We start from the raw sequence: 18,132 nt of genomic DNA on the forward strand, positions 1-18,132 counted from the left end.
TGCTTTTTTGGGTTTGCAATCCTATACAACATGAAAGCTTCTGGCCGTTTCATTCTCGTTCCTTACGGTGAAGGCTATAGTAGACGCCGTAACATGCAGAGGGGGGAGCAGGCGATGAGAAAATCATTTTATGCCCTATTTATGCTAATATTCTGGATTCCTGCGGTAATCCTCAGCTTCCTGGTCTGGAACGATTATTCCGGTTATGTGCGCAGTGCAGCGGATCGCCTGCACCCGGTCAAAGCGCTGTATTATCTGGACCAGGGCAAGAAGGTGCTTGCGGTCACGGACAGCAGCAACGGGCTGATGGCGACGCTGTATGACGTAGGCACCCATAAAGCTGAGCAGGAGGTGGAGCTGCGCTCAGACATCCACCGGCAGCGGCTGGTCTCTTATCAGGCCGGTAAGCTGGTGGTCGCAACCAAGGACAATATGGGCCTGCAGGTGAATGTTATTGATCCGGCGGATGGCGCAAAAGAGCTGGTGCAGGGAAGCTTTGATATCCCGACCTTTCTGAGCTCCGACGGGCATGAGTGGCGGGGCAGATTACTATTCGCCGGGGCGGATAAAAGCTCAGCGGTCCATGTGGCGGAAGTCAGCCAGGCTCAGCTCCACTACGCGAATCTGAACGGATCAGCAGGGCTTCCGGCACGGCCGGTCTCCATTCGTGAAGCCTTCTTCAGCTTCCAGGAGGAGCATTCTCTGCCCGTCTATGAGGTGGGACTCAAGGACGGGCGTACCGCTTATGCTTCTGCCCTCTTCGGCAAGGATGGCATACCTCTACTTGGGCTGAAGGGGGAGCAGGAGAGTGCTCCCGAAGCGCAGAAGAGGGTAGGGCAGGAGTTTGCCGCGCAGTTCGGACTGGACAATACCCGGCTACTGCGGGTAAGCAGCGAATATCCAAAACAGGTTCACTATTACAATGAGGCTGCGGGTAAATGGGGCGAAGCTGTCAAGACGCCGGAGCCGGTCTATCAGGCCAGGCTCTTCCCGCTGAACGACCAAGAGACGCTGATTGCTGGGTCCACCACGGAAGACGAGATCAAGGGTACCCTGCGCGGTTATTTGTATCATGGGCAGACCGGGGAATTTACGAATGTCAATGCCGCGCTTAAGACATTATCCTACGATCAGCTGCAAGATCCGAAGCTGAGCTTCTATAAAGAAGCGAATAATGATACACTGTACTATTCAAGTCCGGATTCATTGGGAGGCTGGCTGCTTGTCAAGGAGGGGCTCAGCGGACAGATCAGCAATGGGGAGCTGCAGCAATGGCAGATGGCTGCCGGGGAGGATCAATTATCTGCAGCGACCTTCAAGAACTATGTGCTGACATGGAATGCCCTGGTTGTGAACTGGGTGATCTGGCTCGCAATTCCTTTACTGATGGTGGTGGGACTACTCTGGCTGCCACAGCTTCTCATCCGCAAGCGGTGGCAGAAGCTGGCCGAGGGGGTTCTGATTCAAGGCACGGTTATTAATATGGCCGAGACGGGGATGCTGGTCAACGAACAACCACAGGTCCGGCTCACCGTCCGTTTCACGGACCAGGGCCAGAGTAAGGAAGTCCAGATCAAGCAGGTCATTTCTTATCTGAACCCGATCCGTCCAGGCGATCAGGTGATGATTAGCTATAACCGGAGCAAGCATAAGGCGACCCTGGTACGGGAGAGCGAGCTTAAGAACCAGGCGCCTCCCCGGATCATTCATGATGCGGTCTTAAGACAGATGGAAGCCTGCGGACCTGTAAACCGCGGGCAAGCACTGCTGCTGCACTTTGAGGCAGCAGGCCAAAGCTACAGTGTGCCTGTGGTGCAGCCCTCCGGCTTCGTCTACCGTACCGGAGAACGGGCAGATCTGATAATCACAAGCGGCAACGCCCGTTTGTTGAGATATGGTCCTGCGGAGCGGAGTGATCAGGCAACCCAGCTCACCTTAGAGGCTGAAATTACAAGAGTTCAGCGGTTGCCGGTGAAGATTGCCGGCCAGGATCTGCTGCTGCTTGAGATAGTGATGGTGAACGGAAAGGAAAGTCTGCGCAAGGTGAACAGCCAGTTCGTTCCGGAGAATCTGGAAGTCACTGTAGGCGCGTTAGTCCCCGTAACTGCTAAGCCGCAGGAGGTTGCGCTTCAATCGCGGCTTCTGCAAGGCAAGCAAGGCAGTGCCAGCGTCCGGTCGGTCGACTACCGGGGAACGACCGGCGACCGGCCGCTTGCCACGATCACCGTCGAACGCGGCGGACAGAGCTACCGGATCAGGCAATCTATAGAACCGGTGTATGGCGTGGAAGCCGGGGATGAATTATGGATTGCCTACGATGAGCGCACCGGGGAAGCCACTATTGTTAACTATGCGACTTAGTCATTTATCATATGGATGCGGGAAGGGGAGAACAGACGATGGACAGCGGCAGTCAAATATACGATTACAGGAACTTTATGTTCCGGTTAAGCAGGAAGCCTACCCTTCCCCCATTGCAGTATAGGTCTGTTCTATTCAGTCTATCTTCTGGCGCCTCTTATTGACTGAGCAGGATAGCTTTATATTCTTATGAATGAAGGAATGTGCAACTCTCCCTGCCTAAGGCAGCGGAGAGTTTTTTTATTTACCTCAGATTGGAGTTGTACATTATGCAAATGAACTTTTTCCATCAAGGGAATCAGCGTAGAACCTTCGGCTGGGCGGATATTCTCGTCATTTCCTTGTTGTTATCCGTCCTGTATGCCGCAGCGAAGCTAGGCTCGGGGATGCAGGTGCCTCTAGATCCAGAGGAACTGTCTTCGCTCAGTCTGGACCCCAAATGGCTGCCTTATTATGCAGGGCGTTCCCTTTTGCGGATGTTTATCGCTTTTGGAGCATCCCTGATCTTCACCTTCGTGTACGGCCGCATCGCGGCGTATAACCGGACTGCAGAGAAGTTTATGATTCCCGCCATTGATATCCTGCAATCCGTTCCTGTACTTGGATTCCTGTCGGCCACAGTGCTGGCCTTCATGGCCTTGTTCCCAGGCAGCCTGCTCGGCGTGGAAATGGCTTCGATCTTCGCTATTTTTACCAGCCAGGTCTGGAATATGACCCTTAGCTATTATCATTCCCTTAAGACGATTCCGCGCGAGCTGAATGAGGCTGCCGCGATGAACCAATTGGGCGGATGGCATCGGTTTACGAAGCTGGAAGCGCCATTCTCGATGATCGGTCTGGTATGGAACAGCATGATGTCATTTGGCGGAGGCTGGTTCTTTCTGGCGGCCAGTGAATCGATCAGCGTGCTGAATCAGGATCTGCATCTGCCGGGAATCGGGACGTACATGGCTCTAGCCGCAGAGGATGGCGATATTAGAGCACTTATCTATGCGATCCTGACGATGGTTGTGCTGATTGTGATGGTAGACCAATTATTCTGGCGTCCGATTATTGCCTGGAGCCAGAAATTCAAGAATGAACAGACGGAAGCAGGCGAAGCACCAACCTCCTGGGTGTTAGAGCTTCTGAAGCGGGCCAGCTTTGTTCATTATCTTAACCGTAAGCTGCACGGCGGCGTTCATGACGGATTCCTGCGGCTTGCCACCCGAAGCGCACAGTTGAAGCTGCCTCATGTCCCGTCAAGGGTCAAAAAGGCTCTTCAATGGCTATTCCTGTCTGCGGCCGCTGTGCTGATGCTCAAGTATTTGTATTCAGGCATTCTCGAGATTGCCCAATTAAGCTGGGGCGAGCTGGTGCATGTGGTGTACCTCGGCCTGCTGACCGCACTGAGGGTAGTCGTCTCAACACTGCTGGCTGTACTCTGGACGCTGCCTGTAGGCGTGTTCATCGGAACGAATCCGCGGCTGTCAAGAATTGTTCAGCCTGTTGTGCAGGTTCTGTCTTCTTTTCCGGCCAACATGGCGTTTCCAATATTCACGATTCTGTACTTGAAGTTTGGAATATCGATGGAGATTGGAGCAATTCCGCTGATGATGCTGGGTACACAATGGTATGTATTATTTAATGTGATTGCCGGGGCGATGGCCATTCCTTCCGATCTCAAGGAAGCCGCGGTAACTCTGAAATTGACGCGCTGGCAGACCTGGAAGACGCTCATTCTTCCCGCTGTTTTCCCCTTCCTAGTCACTGGCTGCATTACGGCAAGCGGAGGCGCCTGGAACGCCAGCATCGTTTCCGAAATCGTCTCCTGGAAGGATCAGGATCTGCAGGCAGCCGGGTTAGGTACATTTATTGCGCAAGCCACCACGAACGGGAACTGGCCGGAGATCATCTGGGGCATTATCGTCATGTGCCTGCTCGTTGTGATCGTGAACCGTCTGGTGTGGCGCAAGCTGTATGCCTTAGCTGAAAGCAAATATCACTTGGATTAGAGGTGTAGAATATGACCAAAGCATTGATTGAATTAAAGCAAATCACCAAACGTTATGATCAGCCGAAGCAGGCAAATGTGAGTATTCTGGAAGATATCAACCTTCAGATTAAAGAAGGCGAGTTAGTCTCGATCCTGGGACCTTCAGGCTCGGGGAAATCGACGCTTCTGCGCATCATCGCAGGTCTTGTGCCGCCTTCTCAAGGCTCGGTGCTCTATAATGGACAAGAGATTGCCGGTACGAATCCGGGCGTCGGGATGGTGTTCCAATCGTTTGCATTATTCCCTTGGCTTACGGTCCTTGAGAATGTGAAGCTGGGACTTGCGAACAAACCGCTGCGCGAAGCCGACAAAATGCGTAAAGCACTCGCTGTCATCGATATGGTTGGTCTGGACGGCTTTGAAGGGGCATACCCCAAAGAATTATCAGGAGGGATGCGCCAGCGTGTGGGCATCGGCCGGGCGCTCGTCATGGAGCCGGATATTCTTCTGATGGATGAACCGTTCTCAGCTCTTGACGTATTGACCGCAGAGAATCTGAAGCGCGACTTGCTGGAGCTGTGGACGGAGCGGCAAATCCCTACCAAATGCATTATTATGGTCACCCACAGTATAGAGGAAGCTGTCTATATGTCAGACCGGGCGATCGTCTTATCCAGAGATCCCGCCCGTGTGATCTCCGATATTCCCATTGCGCTGCCGCACTGGCGGGATAAGCAAGAGCCGCAGTTCACCTCGCTGGTGGACCGTATCTATTCCATACTGACCCAAAGGGAAGTGAAATCTACCGATCAGAACGAAGAACATAAAAATACCATTGAGAAAATCCAACCGGTTCCGGCAGGTGCCCTCACAGGCTTCATTGAACTGATCCAGGATTTGGGACAACAAGTGGATTTGTATAAGCTGGCCGATCAATTAAGTCTGAAACTGGAAGATTTCCTGCCCATCGTCGAGGCGGTGGAAATGCTGCAATTTGCTACGATTCTGCAAGGAGATATCGAGCTGACGGAGGTGGGTCACCAGTTCGCCGATGCAAGCGTCCTGATACGCAAGGAAATTTTCAAGGCCCAGGTGCTGGAGCATGTTCCTATCATGGAGAAAATCATCTGGATTCTGCAATCAAAATCCAATAACAAAATGGAACGGGCCTTTTTCGCGGAGATTTTTGAGAAGCATTTTGAGGCAGAGGAAGCCGCGCTTCAACTGGACATTGTGATCGACTGGGGCCGATACGCAGAACTGATTGCCTATGACAAAAAAGCAAAGGTGTTGTACCTGGAAAATGATTCTAATTAACTTGAACATTCGTGCTGAGGAGGTTCCTGGGTTAAGAGAAGCCGTGGGCTGGTCAAGAAGGGACTCTGACTATCCAGCCCTGTTTCAGCGATGCAATTTCTGGGCGGGAGCCAGAGATTCCGCAGGGAGACTCATTGCCTTTGGCTACGTTGCCGGAACCGGTCTGGAGCACGGATATATGGAGGACATTATCGTCCATCCAGATTATCAGAGGCGCGGAGTGGGGCAGCAGCTTGTTAAGGAGCTATTGAACGAGTCTATTCGACGCGGATTGACCATAGTAACCCTCACTTATAGCCGTGAACACAAGGAATTCTATGAGAAGTGCGGCTTCTCGTCTACAGCGGCCGGAATTTGGCGGGCGGAGGAAGGAAAGTAATTCATACAAGAACTGAGAAGCCAGCGAACCCTTATGAACGCTGGCTTTTTGGCGACCGTAAACCGACAGTAATTCTATAATATGTAAGGTAATTTACTATTATTAGGCAGGTTAATTCCACCTTCCCGATCCGTTATGATTACATAAGCTGCGCCCTTTGAAGGAGGTTATGCGGACTTATGAATCCGACCCGGACATTGATTAAGGAGATATTGTCTAATAGTAAGAGAATCCTTGTTATGATCCTACTCTTCAATATTTTAGCCGCATTCGTCTCGACTGTTCAGCCCCTCCTGTTCAAAGACCTATTCGATGACATCCTGCCTGACAAGCAGATCGGTACGGCTGCATTCTATATGCTCCTGCTTATTCTGATTCCCGTAATTTACGCCGCCTTGAACAGCGTCACCTCTTATTACAATAATGAGCTGGGCAACCATTTATCCAAGAATCTGCTCCTGCGGCTGTTCTCTGACGTACTCCAGACCCGGCCAAGAAACGTGGACAGCATCGGCAAGGGGGAAATCATTAACCGGATCACCTTGCAGGTGGGGATGCTATGTGAAATTTTCGTGATTGACACCCTGATGGCCATGGTCTCGAATGCTATTCTGCTAATCGCTACCCTGTGGATCATGTTCTCCATGAGTACCGAGCTTACACTCGCAGCCATCCTCTCATTCCCTCTATGTATGTATGGCTTCAAGCGCTTCAGGAGCAGGACGGAGCGCCTGGATAAGCAGTATCATGGCATTTTGGATAAGGGCATCAACTATTTGAATGATTTCTTCACGAATCTGAAGGCGGTCCATAGGTGTAACGGACAACAGGCGGAGCAGAAACGCTGGAGGGAGTGGAATGACGAGGCGTGGAAGATATCCCGGCAGTCTAGGCTATTTCATCATGTGGTGTTGAACCTGGTCGCGGATACGGTCATTTCCATCATTACGGGCATCATTTACGGCTATAGTCTGTTCTTGATTCTAAAAGGCCGCATCTCACCAGGCACATTGCTGGCCTTTATTGTGATTCTTCCAAGACTGTATCAGATTTTCAAGTCGCTGTTTACGCTGAACATCGATAGGAGCCGCATGACGGTCATTATTAATAACCTGAATGACATCCTTGAACTGGAGAAAATTTCATCGGGAGCCACAGCTCCCGACTATCACCGTGTCCCCCTCCTGCAGCTGAGGAATGTCTCGTACCGGTACGCTAAGGCAGATTCTTTTGGGATCACGGACTTTAATCTGGACATTGAGCCAGGAGCCTTCGTGGGGGTTGTTGGACTAAGCGGCTCAGGGAAATCTACGATATTCGAGCTAATCCACAGGTTCATTGAGCCGGATGAAGGGGAGATCTGCCTGGACGGTGTCTCGATCCAAGAACTGGACATTCATGAACTAAGACGATATGTCGGCTATTCTCCGCAAAAGGGAGTGCTATGGAACAAGTCTATTCTGGACAACATCATTTATCCTCTGCAAAAGGAAGACATGACTGAAGAGACATGGCGCAAATTCAGCACTGCTGTTGAGCTTGCCCATGTGGACCCATTTGTTCTAGCCATGCCTGAGCAATATGAGAAGAAGGTGGAGGGCCACGGCGACAATCTCTCCGGCGGCGAGATCCAGCGGATTCTATTAGCCAGGGCCTTCATGAGTGAACCCCGGATTCTGATGCTGGATGAATACACCTCAGCTCTCGACGCCTTGACAGAGAGTGACTTGAACGATACCTTGTTGAGCCTGAAAGGGAAGCAGACGATCCTGGTGATTGCACACCGGCTGTCCACCGTGAAGAATGCAGATGTCATCCTGGTCGTGGATAAGGGAAGAATTGTTGAGCAAGGCAGTCCAGCCGAATTACTGGTCCAACAGGGAATGTATTACAAGATGGTGGAGAAGCAGAAAATTTAGCGCTTCAGCAGAATAACACAGCTTGCACCGCTTCAATTATCACCTTTTGGTGACTATATCACAAAAAAGTGGGTACTGTTTTTCTTGTAACTTTTCCTCCATACTAGCGTTCATAGGAACTACAAATCATAAAAGGAGTGTATAATAGTATGGGTAGATTTGATGGGAAAGTAGCAGTTGTAACCGGAGGAACAAGCGGCATCGGGCTTGCGGCGGCAGAGCAGTTCGTACGAGAAGGGGCTTACGTGTTTATCACAGGACGCAGACAACGTGAATTGGATGAAGCGGTACAGCAAATTGGTCAGAATGTTACAGGCGTTCAAGGTGACATCTCCAAGCTGGAAGATCTGGACACCTTATTCGATACCGTCAAGCGGGAAAAGGGACATTTGGACATTCTGTTTGCCAATGCCGGACTAGGGTCATTCCTGCCGTTAGGCGAAATCACGGAAGCCCACTACTACAAGACCTTTGATGTCAACGTCAAAGGAACGATTTTCACCGTACAAAAGGCATTACCTTTGTTCCCTAATCAAAAAGGTTCCATTATCCTGACAGGCTCTACGGCCGGCTCAATGGGGGTACCCGCGTTCAGTATCTATGGTGCCTCCAAGGCAGCAATCAGACAACTCGTCCGCAACTGGATTCTGGATACGAAAGGGACAGAGATTCGGATGAACGTCCTTAGTCCGGGTTCAGTCGTCACACCTGCGTACGATGAATTGTTCGGCTCCGAGCTTGACAATTACCTGGAACAGGCCAAAACAGATGTCCCGCTCGGCAGAGTAGGGCAGGTAGAAGAGATCGCAAATGCAGTCATGTTCCTGGCCTCGGATGAGAGCAGTTATTTGAACGGCATTGAATTATTCGCAGACGGTGGAGTGGCTCAAATCTAAATCAGCTTAACGTTTGTGTATCAACTCAGGAGATGATGGATTGTTATGAAAATCTTTCACTGTGAACTGGAAGTTACACTAGAGGTCATCGGAGGGAAGTGGAAGGGGCTTGTGCTGTACTATTTAATCCAAGGACCGAAGCGGACAGGGGAATTGAAGCGGCTTGTTCATAATATTTCGCAAAAGATGCTGATCCAAACGCTCCGGGAACTGGAGACAGACGGATTAATCCGCAGAACTATGTACAATCAAGTACCGCCTAAGGTGGAATACTCAATGACAGAGCTGGGTCAATCCCTCGAACCCGTATTAAGACTGCTTTGTAACTGGGGAGGGAAGTATGCAGGACAATCCTACACTCCGGGCGAGTTTAAGATTTTAAATTTGGAATAAGTATTGTTAATAAACTATAGTTCTAACTAGAGGAGCCTGCTGCCAGTAGGCTTCTTCAGCGTATATGCCGCTATTCATCAGAGGAGGAGACATAATGACAGCAATAGACTACGCTAACCTATCCAAAGAAGGACAATGGGGTGACTAGGGGGACGTCTGGCGACGGCCGGAGACCCAAACTTCTCCGGAGTCATGGTAATCCCACACCGAGGAACTTTTGTTTGGGAACTTTAATTTGGGGAATTTAGGATGCCAAATAAGCCGAGGCTTAGTATAATAAGTGCAGACGGATTCCAAGGAGGAGGTGGTTGTATGAGTGCAGGCGATATTAGCGACATTAGCGATATTACTCCGATTACCCAATTGAATATGAAGAGGAGAGGCTTTCATGAGCTACAACCCCGAAATCCCGAGAAGCCGGTACGACAACTATGGCGACCGTGAATGGACACGGCTTACGAAGGATGGTCCCGGCGAGCTTTTGTATCAGGTGCATCTGGACATTCTACAGCGCTATATCAAGCCTGGGGACCAAGTGTTGGAGATTGGTGCAGGTTCAGGCAGGTACACCAAAGATCTGGCTACCATGTGTTCTGAGTTGACCGTCGCTGATCTGTCCAGCCATCAGATTGAATTCAACAAGTCCAAAATGCAAGAGCTGTCCCTGGTGGACAGAATCAAGGCGTTCCATGTGCTAGATGTGCTGGATATGAGCGTGTTTGCAGATGCTTCTTTTGACTCAGTAGTATGTATTGGCGGTGTCATCAACTATCTCTTGGACAGAGAGGCGGATGGTATCCGGGAGCTGCTAAGAGTACTTAAGCCGGGCGGCCTCCTGATTGTCGGGTCGATGAGCTTCATCGGCGCTTCTATGTATTATCTCGAAGGCATCCGCTATGAGAAGGACCAGTTCGGGATCGATGCTACAAGATGGCTCATGAATACAGGGGTTCAGGACGAAGATCATTATCCAGTTCCCAGCAAGCATTACGTCCATATGATGAGAAGCTCTGAGCTGGATGCTTTATTTGCACAGTTTCCGGTTAATATTCTGGAGAGAAGCTCTGCCGGACTATATACGCAAGCTGGAGATGCTGCCTTAGAGAACGCCCGGGCTGACCAGGAATTCTGGAAGCTGCTTGTCGAACAGGAGATCGCGTTCACCAAACTGCCGGGCACGCTGGATTGCGGCATGAATCTCATCTATGTGGTGCGCAAGCTATAAGGCTGCCGCTCAATAAGCATGACTTAATCAAAATCCCGTCTGCCACAAACAGGCGGGACTTTTTATATCCGAAGGAACGGGGGATCACGGAAATGGGAGTATGGACTAGCTCAATGAATGGAGCACCTTGGACAAAAGGTAAAATGGATCAAGCGGTGAAGGAGCTCAGACAGCGGGCGCTTATTTCGTATGTCATCGATGTGGACAAGCTCCAGGATCTGCAGGAATTAGATCAGCATGTATTTGCCGAACGCCCGGATCTGGTCTTGTCAATTAGCCAAGCCGACAGGAAAGTGCGCTATTCCGAGGAATTGCTGCAGACCTTAGCGGAACTACAGCACATCACAGCCTTAGAGTTGAATCTGTTTCATAGTGTGGATCTGAGTGTGCTTGGCAAGTTTCAGCGACTGCAGTTTTTATCCATTTCGGCCAAAAAGCCGATAGACCTAAGCTTCCTCGCAAGCTTCAAGCAGCTACAATATCTCTCGGTCCATGGGCAGTTTCAGGACTTAACGCCGATAGGCGATGCCGCCAGCCTGGATACCTTAATCTTGCGGACTACGATTCATGACCTGGAATTTGTCCGCCGGTTACCGAACCTGCTGTGCCTCTTCATTCACGACTCCATCTTGAAAGGATCACTGGATGCGCTTGCAGATTCTACCGTCCCCATGCTGAGTCTGGCGGCTATCCGCAACTTAACGGAGGTGGATGCCCTGGAGTCCATGAGCAATCTTACATACCTGAACTTATCCTTGCCGAAGCTTGAGGCTTTGTGTGACTTTTCGAATATGCCGGGGCTTATACAGCTTGAACTCGATCAGATGAAATCCCTGGAGGATATTGACCCTTTATGGACCGCAACGCAGCTTGAAATGTTACAGCTAAGAGAGATTTCAGCAGCCGTGACCGCGAAGGAGCTAGAGCCTTTGACCGCAATGAAGCATCTGAAGCAGATCGACTTCCAGTTCCTTGATCTCAAAAAAGGCAGGATCGCAGCCTTACGTGAGTCGTTTGCCCAGGCAGGCAAGAGCCACCTATTGTATGAGAATATCGCCGAAGTCAAGCGAATCAGGCCCATGTCACTAGTGCATTTACGCAAGCATATGGGATTAGATCAATAAATTAGCGGATAGGAGAGATAGCCATGATTGATTTAGCACAACTCCAGAAGAGAGTGTATCAGAATAAGCTTGAGAAGGGGTTCAATGTCACAGATATTTATCAGGAATTCTGCCTGACCCACGGAGAACTGTCTGAGGCCTGCGAAGCTTACCGGAAGAAGAAAGACGACCTCGGCGAAGAATTAGCGGACGTTGCCATTTATCTGATTGGACTAGCTGAGATTCTGGGGATTAACCTGGAAGAAGAGATTATGAACAAGATCGAAAAAAATGAAAGCAGAGTCTATGAGAATAGGGATGGAGTGCTTGTGAAGGTGAAGGAATCAGCAAAAGATCTCATAATATGACAAAATTCAACAGCCAATTTAGACAAACATTTACAGCTGATGGGTTTATAATTACTATAGTAATCTAATGAAATAAAGCAGGAGGCAAAAAATGACGGGCACACCGGTAAGAATTCCCGTATACCAGAAGAAATTAGACATTTTTAATTGTCTGGATTACTTGATTTGTCTGCATATTCATAACAACGGCCATCCTTATCAGTACACTTTCTCCGGCAATTGGGGATTCTATTATTATGCTGCGGATGAATTTATGAATTATGAGAAAGGGGCTGAAAATCCGCCTTTCTACGCCAACCTAAGTGAAATATATCACATGAAAATGAATCAGGCCGAGTATACCAATCTGATCGATCATATGGAAGAAGGGGGCGGGCTCTTCACCCAGTCGGACGGCTGGTACCTTCCGTGGACCATCAATTATCACAGAGTGCATGACGGTCATTACTTCTATATTGAGCAGTACAATCAGGAACGGACTCATGCCCTGGTCATTGACTGGATTCCGGAAATGATGGAATGGGTGCCGGTTGAGGCTCTAAATGACGGCTTCATTGCATGGGGTGCCCATGCATTTCGTCTGACTGAAGCGAAGCTCGATATGACCCTGCAAAGGGTACTGAACCTGCTTGCCGATTGCCGGACCCGTATTGCGGGCTGGTCAGACGGGCACGTGATGACGGGCTTAGCGGGTCTGCACGCGTTCCGGAAGGATATACTGGCTTTGGGGGAAGAAGGGAGCCGTTATGTGGACCAATGGTGGGACCTGCTTAAAATACAGACTGATGTAAGAAGCCGCTTTTTGGAATTCATATATTTTTTGGAATGCTCCGAACAATCGCCTGTGTACAGTACTGCCAACAACGCGCTTATTGAAGTGTTTGAAGAGTGCTATAACAAATGGCTTGCGTTGCGGAACGGGTTGATGAAGACAGTAATTACGGGTACCTACGAATGGAAGAGAGCTGCCGAAAGGCTTGACAAAATTATACTGCATGAAGAGCGCTGTGAAGCTGCTCTGAGACAATATATAGAGAGGATGTCAACTCAGCTTGAACACAAGTTCTTATCATACGGTCAATCTTGAACCGTACCTTAATGCGAAGGGTGTTACTTGGCCGGAACTCGGGATCATTGGAATACTGAATCATGGCTTTGAGAGTCTGGCGGGTCAATTCATGCCGAATGGTCAGCTCCAGCCTGTCGGCGGTGTTCCTTTTCTTTTTCCCAGAACAGATACGGCTGCAATGGACTTAATCAGCTGCGAAGAGCAGGTCCTGCCAATTGCATGCCAACAGTATTGTGAACGGCTTTTGTTTTTGGGATTTTGCTGCTGGGGCGAATTTGAGGATAACATCGAACTGCGCTATTCCGACGGGTACGTAGAGAGACAGAAATTTGGTTTTTTTGACTGGCACCGCTTCTTCAAAAGTGATTCCGTAGACACGGCGGCATTGGTGATGCCTTCTTTCTGCTACAAGGATGAAAAAGTAGGCTGGGAGACGGTAATGTACGTCCGTGAAGTCCAATTAGACCGCTCAAGAATGCTGCATTCCATCCAGCTGCCGGATAATCCTTACATGTTTATTGTAGGCGCAACCTTTAACACTTATGGTTAAATTTATTATTTTTTTGTTTACATCCTATTACTTTGCATTCCGAGGAGTTACGACATGACAGAAGAAGATAGACAGGCTGATGTCAAGTTCTACCCGTTAAGCCATCCGCAAAAGCGGGTGTGGGTTGTGGATAAAATCCATTCCGGCTCCAGTCTTCATAATATTGGCGGGACCATACGGATACATGGGGCAGTTAACCTTGATCTATTGGAACAAGCTATCCATCTGTTCATCCTAGAGCATGACGGAATACGATTAAGATTTACCGAAGGGAAGGACGGGCCTTGCCAGTATGTTCATCCATACCAGCCTATTCCTCTGGACAGACTGGATTTTTCACGCTGCTGTGAACCGGAACAAGAGCTTCTGACATGGAGCCAGGCAGAAGCCTCGACACCGTTTGAATTGGAAGATGCTTCACTTTTTTACTTTGCACTATTTCAAGTATCCGGGTCCGAAATGGGTTATTACTCTAAGTTCCATCACCTGATTGCGGATGGATGGTCAATGAAATTAATGACGGAGCAGATTGGTGCAAACTATGAAAGATTATACGCCGGGCAAGATACCGGGAATGGAACCTCTTACTCTTATTTGAATTATCTGGACACGGAACAGCGCTATCTTGAATCTCCGCGCTTCCTCAAAGACAAAGCTTTTTGGACCGGGCATTTACAGGAGCTGCAGGATTCCCTGGCAGGGCACAGTGAATCGTTGCACGGCAGCCGCTCCGTATTCGAATTGCCGTTAGAGCTTTCCGGGAAAATTAAGGAATATACGGACCGGTGTGGCTGCTCCGGCAATTCCTTTTTTACAGCTGTATATCTGCTGTATGCGTCCATCATGCTCCGTCAGACTGACTTGCTATTGGGAATTCCTGTGCTGAACCGCTCCGGACGGAGAGAGAAGAGCGCCTTCGGTATGTTCACAAGCACAATGCCTTTTCGCTTTTCGTTAAGTAACGAGGAGACAGTAGGACAGATGGTAGCGCGGGTTCATAGAACGATGATGGACGGTCTCTTTCATCAAAAATACCCCTTCGATCTGTTAACCAGAGATGTGGAGATATTCAAACAGAATCATACGTCCTTATTTCAAGCTTGTATAAACTGGTACAACACTATGCTTGCCCCTGAGATTAACGGCTACTCGGTTCAGAATGAGGAGTTCTATAACGGCATGCAGCAATACCCGCTGCAGCTTGTTATCAAGAGCTGGTCTCTATCCGGTGCGCTGAGTCTGCAATTTGATTATCAGAAGGACGCCTATTCCGAAGAACAGATCAAGGATATGTATGATCGGATCGTGCATATTGTGACAAAAGTCTTAACTGATCCCTCACGCGCTGTGGGTAGTCTAAGCTTATTGTCAGTAGACGAGGAGCATTACGAGCTCTATGACTTTAATTCCACAGCGATGGAATATAACCCAGACAAGAGCGTTATTTCCCTGTTTGAGGATCAGGCGGCCAGATTTCCTGACAAGATTGCAGTTAGTTTTGGAAACGATAGTCTGACGTATAGTCAGTTGAACCAAAAAAGCAATCAGCTTGCCGGTAAATTAAGCAAATTAGGGGTTGGAAGGCGGACGGTTACAGGACTGTTCACCGTCCATTCCCTAGAGAGTATTATCGGGATTCTTGCAGTGCTGAAAGCGGGAGGGGCATATCTCCCACTGGACCCGTCATATCCTGCAGAACGTATCCGGTTTATTCTCAACGAAGCTGCTGTTCCGGTTCTGTTAATTAATTGTGAGTGGGAACAAGCGATGGACTATAACGGGATCATTATTCATTTAAATGACTCAGCGCTTTTTGAAGGCCCAGGCGGCAACCCCGCATTATCCGTTCATCCAGACGATCTTGCATATATCATTTATACGTCAGGCTCCACAGGAGTGCCCAAAGGAACCATGATTGAGCACCGCGGACTCAGTAATTATGTAACCTGGGCATGCAAGATGTATATCCGCCAGGATGACGAGGTGTTTCCGCTGTATTCATCCTTAGCTTTCGATTTAACGGTAACGTCTATTTTCACTCCGCTGGTAACCGGCAATAAGATCGTAGTCTACCGTGACGATGAAGATGAGTTTGTTCTGTATAGAGTGATACGGGATAACAAGGCGACAGTATTGAAGCTCACTCCGGCCCATCTGTCACTTATCCGGGATCTGGATTATTCATGTTCATCCATACGGAGATTTATTGTTGGCGGAGATAGGCTGAGCACGGAGCTGGCAAGTAAGGTAATGCAGCGGTTCAGGCAGCCGCAGGTGCAAATCTACAATGAATACGGACCGACTGAGACTGTCGTTGGATGTATGATACATCAGTATGATCCTGATCTGGATCATGGGCCATCCGTTCCTATTGGCCGGCCTGCCGGCAATGTACAGATTTACATTCTGGATCAGGGCGGTAATCCTGTTCCTCCACATGCCATTGGCGAGCTGTATATATCCGGGCACGGGGTAGCCAGAGGGTATTTGAACAGACCGGAGTTATCGCAGGAGAAGTTTGTTGATAATCCGTTTGTTCCAGAGCAGCGAATGTACAGGACCGGTGACCTGGCCCGTTTTATTACGGGAGGCATTATTGAATATCTCGGAAGAGACGACCATCAGGTCAAAATCAGAGGCTATCGTATAGAGCTTGGTGAGATAGAGAACAGCTTATTGCAGCATAACGCTATCCGGGCAGCAGCAGTGAAGGATTGGGAGGACTCAGAGCAGGGGAAATATTTATGCGCTTATCTGGTGAAAAACGGCTCCGTCTCTTTAGAAGAGCTGCGGGAATACCTGTCCACCAAGCTGCCGCAATATATGATTCCCTCATTCTTCATTGAGCTGGAGGAGCTCCCGCTTACAGGAGCCGGTAAATTGAACAGACGCTCTCTTCCGAAGCCAGTGCGGCCAGAGCGCACGGGTGCCGGCAATGATACTGCCCTAACTGCAGAGGAGGAAATCTTATACCAGGTAGTCGGTGAAGTAATGCAATTAGAGACAGCATCCGGCAATGACCATTTCTTTGCTGTGGGAGGGGATTCCATCAAAGCAATTCAAATCGCCTCCAAATTGAATACTGCGGGATACACAATCAAACTAAAGGAGCTGCTGGCAACCCCCTTGTTGAGAGAGATGGCCCGGCATGTTCACTGGTCGGGAAGGCCTGAGTCCGGGCAACAGCCGGCTGCGGGAATCATTAGACCAACGCCGATCCTTTCGTGGTTTTTGGCTCAGGATTTCCCTGATCCCAATCACTATAATCAGTCGCTTATGCTGCGGATCAAGCAGAGCCTGGAGCCGGAACAGCTTGAACAGATGCTGCTGGAAATCATCCGGCACCATGATAGTTTTCGGATGAACTATGATGCCGTATCCGGCCAGTTGTATTACAACCAAGATTTGCCGGCACCTTCAGCAGAGGCCGTTCCCTTCTATGATCTTGGCAGCTATCCGATTCGCGAGCAGGACATACGGATAAGGGAAATCGGCACTCAACTCAAACAAAGCTTTGATATTCACAGTGGAGTGCTGCTAAAGGCCTGTTTGTTTCATCTGGGAGAGCGGGGAGCGTTTTTGCTTCTGACGGCGCATCACCTGGCTGTCGACATGGTCTCCTGGGGCATTATCCTGGAGGACATGGGTACTATGCTAAGACAGATGAAAGCAAATGATATCTTAAAATTACCACTTAAAACGCATTCCTTCCAGGAATGGTCATTGTCTCTCGACAGATATGGACAATCCCTACAAGAAGGACAATATTCCAGCTTGCTGGAGCATCCTCCTGCTGTTCCTTTCAGCAAGGGCGGGAAGCTGAATCCGGAAGAGCAGCCAATCCATCATAGCCTGCATTGTACTCTGGATTCAGAGAACACGGAGAGACTTATCCATGCGTCGAACCGGGCTTATCACACTCAGACGAATGATCTCTTACTGGCCGCCTTGGCAAGCATGTGCGCACAGCATTGGCAGGTATGTGAAATCTGCGTTGAGCTTGAAGGTCATGGACGGGAGGATATTGATGCCGGGATTGATATTTCCAGAACAGTCGGCTGGTTTACCTGTATGTACCCGGTAACTCTGCAAGCAGCGGTAGAGGATTGGGCTGAGCAGATTATAACAGTTAAGGAACAGATCCGCAGCGTATCCCGAAGCAAGATAGACTACGGCGTCTTGATGAACAGAAAGGGCTATACAGCCCGTCCACCCGTCAGTCCTATCAGGTTCAACTACTTAGGTGATTTGGATCAGCTGCTGGAGAATGAGTATTTTAAGGCAGTTCCCGTTGACAGCGGTCCTGAAATCGGTGATAAGAACCCCACACAGGAGGTTATGGATTTCAATGTCTATATCCTGAACCGCCGCCTTACCGTCAGCCTGGCCTGCAGCAGCAAATATTACAGTGAGGAGCAGCTCATTGCTATGCTGGATTGTTATCTTGTTACCTTAACCGATATTATTAACCACTGCTCTGGTAAGCAGGAAACGGAGTTTACACCCAGTGATTTTCCGGAGGCCCGGTTAACACAAAGGGAATTGGACAGTCTCTTTGCCGCAATGGAGTAACTTAG

At 49.4% G+C, this 18,132-nt stretch carries 13 protein-coding genes; all 13 read left to right on the forward strand.

What is annotated here, in order from left to right; genetic code table 11:
• Window positions 1-141: 141 nt before the first annotated feature.
• The 13 genes from MKY12_RS14850 to MKY12_RS14910 all read left to right on the forward strand — a co-directional run bounded on the left by MKY12_RS14850 (window position 142) and on the right by MKY12_RS14910 (window position 18,127).
• Complete coding sequence (locus MKY12_RS14850; protein WP_339314355.1) at window positions 142-2,361, forward strand: hypothetical protein; 2,220 nt, start codon at window positions 142-144, stop codon at window positions 2,359-2,361.
• A 269-nt stretch (window positions 2,362-2,630) separates the two neighbouring features.
• A complete protein-coding gene (locus tag MKY12_RS14855; RefSeq protein WP_339314357.1) occupies window positions 2,631-4,355 on the forward strand; it encodes an ABC transporter permease subunit in 1,725 nt (574 codons plus the stop codon).
• Between the two features lie 11 nt (window positions 4,356-4,366).
• The gene (locus MKY12_RS14860; protein WP_339314359.1) at window positions 4,367-5,653 is read left to right on the forward strand and encodes a nitrate/sulfonate/bicarbonate ABC transporter ATP-binding protein; all 1,287 of its coding nucleotides are present in this window, start codon (window positions 4,367-4,369) and stop codon (window positions 5,651-5,653) included.
• Window positions 5,654-5,696: 43 nt separating this feature from the next.
• The gene (locus MKY12_RS14865) at window positions 5,697-6,032 is read left to right on the forward strand and encodes a GNAT family N-acetyltransferase (RefSeq protein ID WP_339314361.1); all 336 of its coding nucleotides are present in this window, start codon (window positions 5,697-5,699) and stop codon (window positions 6,030-6,032) included.
• A 179-nt stretch (window positions 6,033-6,211) separates the two neighbouring features.
• Window positions 6,212-7,951, forward strand: coding sequence for an ABC transporter ATP-binding protein (locus tag MKY12_RS14870; RefSeq protein WP_339314363.1), 1,740 nt, complete (start codon window positions 6,212-6,214; stop codon window positions 7,949-7,951).
• A gap of 149 nt (window positions 7,952-8,100) precedes the next feature.
• Window positions 8,101-8,847 (forward strand): SDR family oxidoreductase, encoded by a 747-nt coding sequence (locus MKY12_RS14875; RefSeq protein ID WP_339256930.1) that lies wholly within the window; start codon window positions 8,101-8,103, stop codon window positions 8,845-8,847.
• A 45-nt stretch (window positions 8,848-8,892) separates the two neighbouring features.
• Window positions 8,893-9,240 (forward strand): helix-turn-helix domain-containing protein, encoded by a 348-nt coding sequence (locus MKY12_RS14880; protein WP_339256932.1) that lies wholly within the window; start codon window positions 8,893-8,895, stop codon window positions 9,238-9,240.
• Window positions 9,241-9,628: 388 nt separating this feature from the next.
• On the forward strand, window positions 9,629-10,465 hold the full coding sequence (locus MKY12_RS14885; protein ID WP_339256934.1) for a class I SAM-dependent methyltransferase: 837 nt from the start codon (window positions 9,629-9,631) through the stop codon (window positions 10,463-10,465).
• Window positions 10,466-10,557: 92 nt separating this feature from the next.
• The gene (locus MKY12_RS14890; RefSeq protein ID WP_339314365.1) at window positions 10,558-11,589 is read left to right on the forward strand and encodes a hypothetical protein; all 1,032 of its coding nucleotides are present in this window, start codon (window positions 10,558-10,560) and stop codon (window positions 11,587-11,589) included.
• A gap of 23 nt (window positions 11,590-11,612) precedes the next feature.
• Window positions 11,613-11,936, forward strand: coding sequence for a MazG-like family protein (locus MKY12_RS14895; RefSeq protein WP_339256938.1), 324 nt, complete (start codon window positions 11,613-11,615; stop codon window positions 11,934-11,936).
• Window positions 11,937-12,027: 91 nt separating this feature from the next.
• Complete coding sequence (locus MKY12_RS14900; protein ID WP_339256940.1) at window positions 12,028-13,023, forward strand: hypothetical protein; 996 nt, start codon at window positions 12,028-12,030, stop codon at window positions 13,021-13,023.
• The gene (locus tag MKY12_RS14905) at window positions 12,989-13,555 is read left to right on the forward strand and encodes a hypothetical protein (RefSeq protein WP_339256942.1); all 567 of its coding nucleotides are present in this window, start codon (window positions 12,989-12,991) and stop codon (window positions 13,553-13,555) included. The genes MKY12_RS14900 and MKY12_RS14905 overlap by 35 nt, the downstream gene beginning before the upstream one ends.
• 54 nt (window positions 13,556-13,609) lie before the next feature.
• Window positions 13,610-18,127: an amino acid adenylation domain-containing protein gene (locus MKY12_RS14910; RefSeq protein WP_339256944.1), complete on the forward strand. Its 4,518-nt coding sequence runs from the start codon at window positions 13,610-13,612 to the stop codon at window positions 18,125-18,127.
• Window positions 18,128-18,132: the final 5 nt, after the last annotated feature.

Source organism: Paenibacillus sp. FSL M7-0896 (assembly GCF_037975415.1).
In the GTDB taxonomy this organism is placed as follows: Bacteria; Bacillota; Bacilli; order Paenibacillales; family Paenibacillaceae; genus Paenibacillus_AQ; species Paenibacillus_AQ silagei.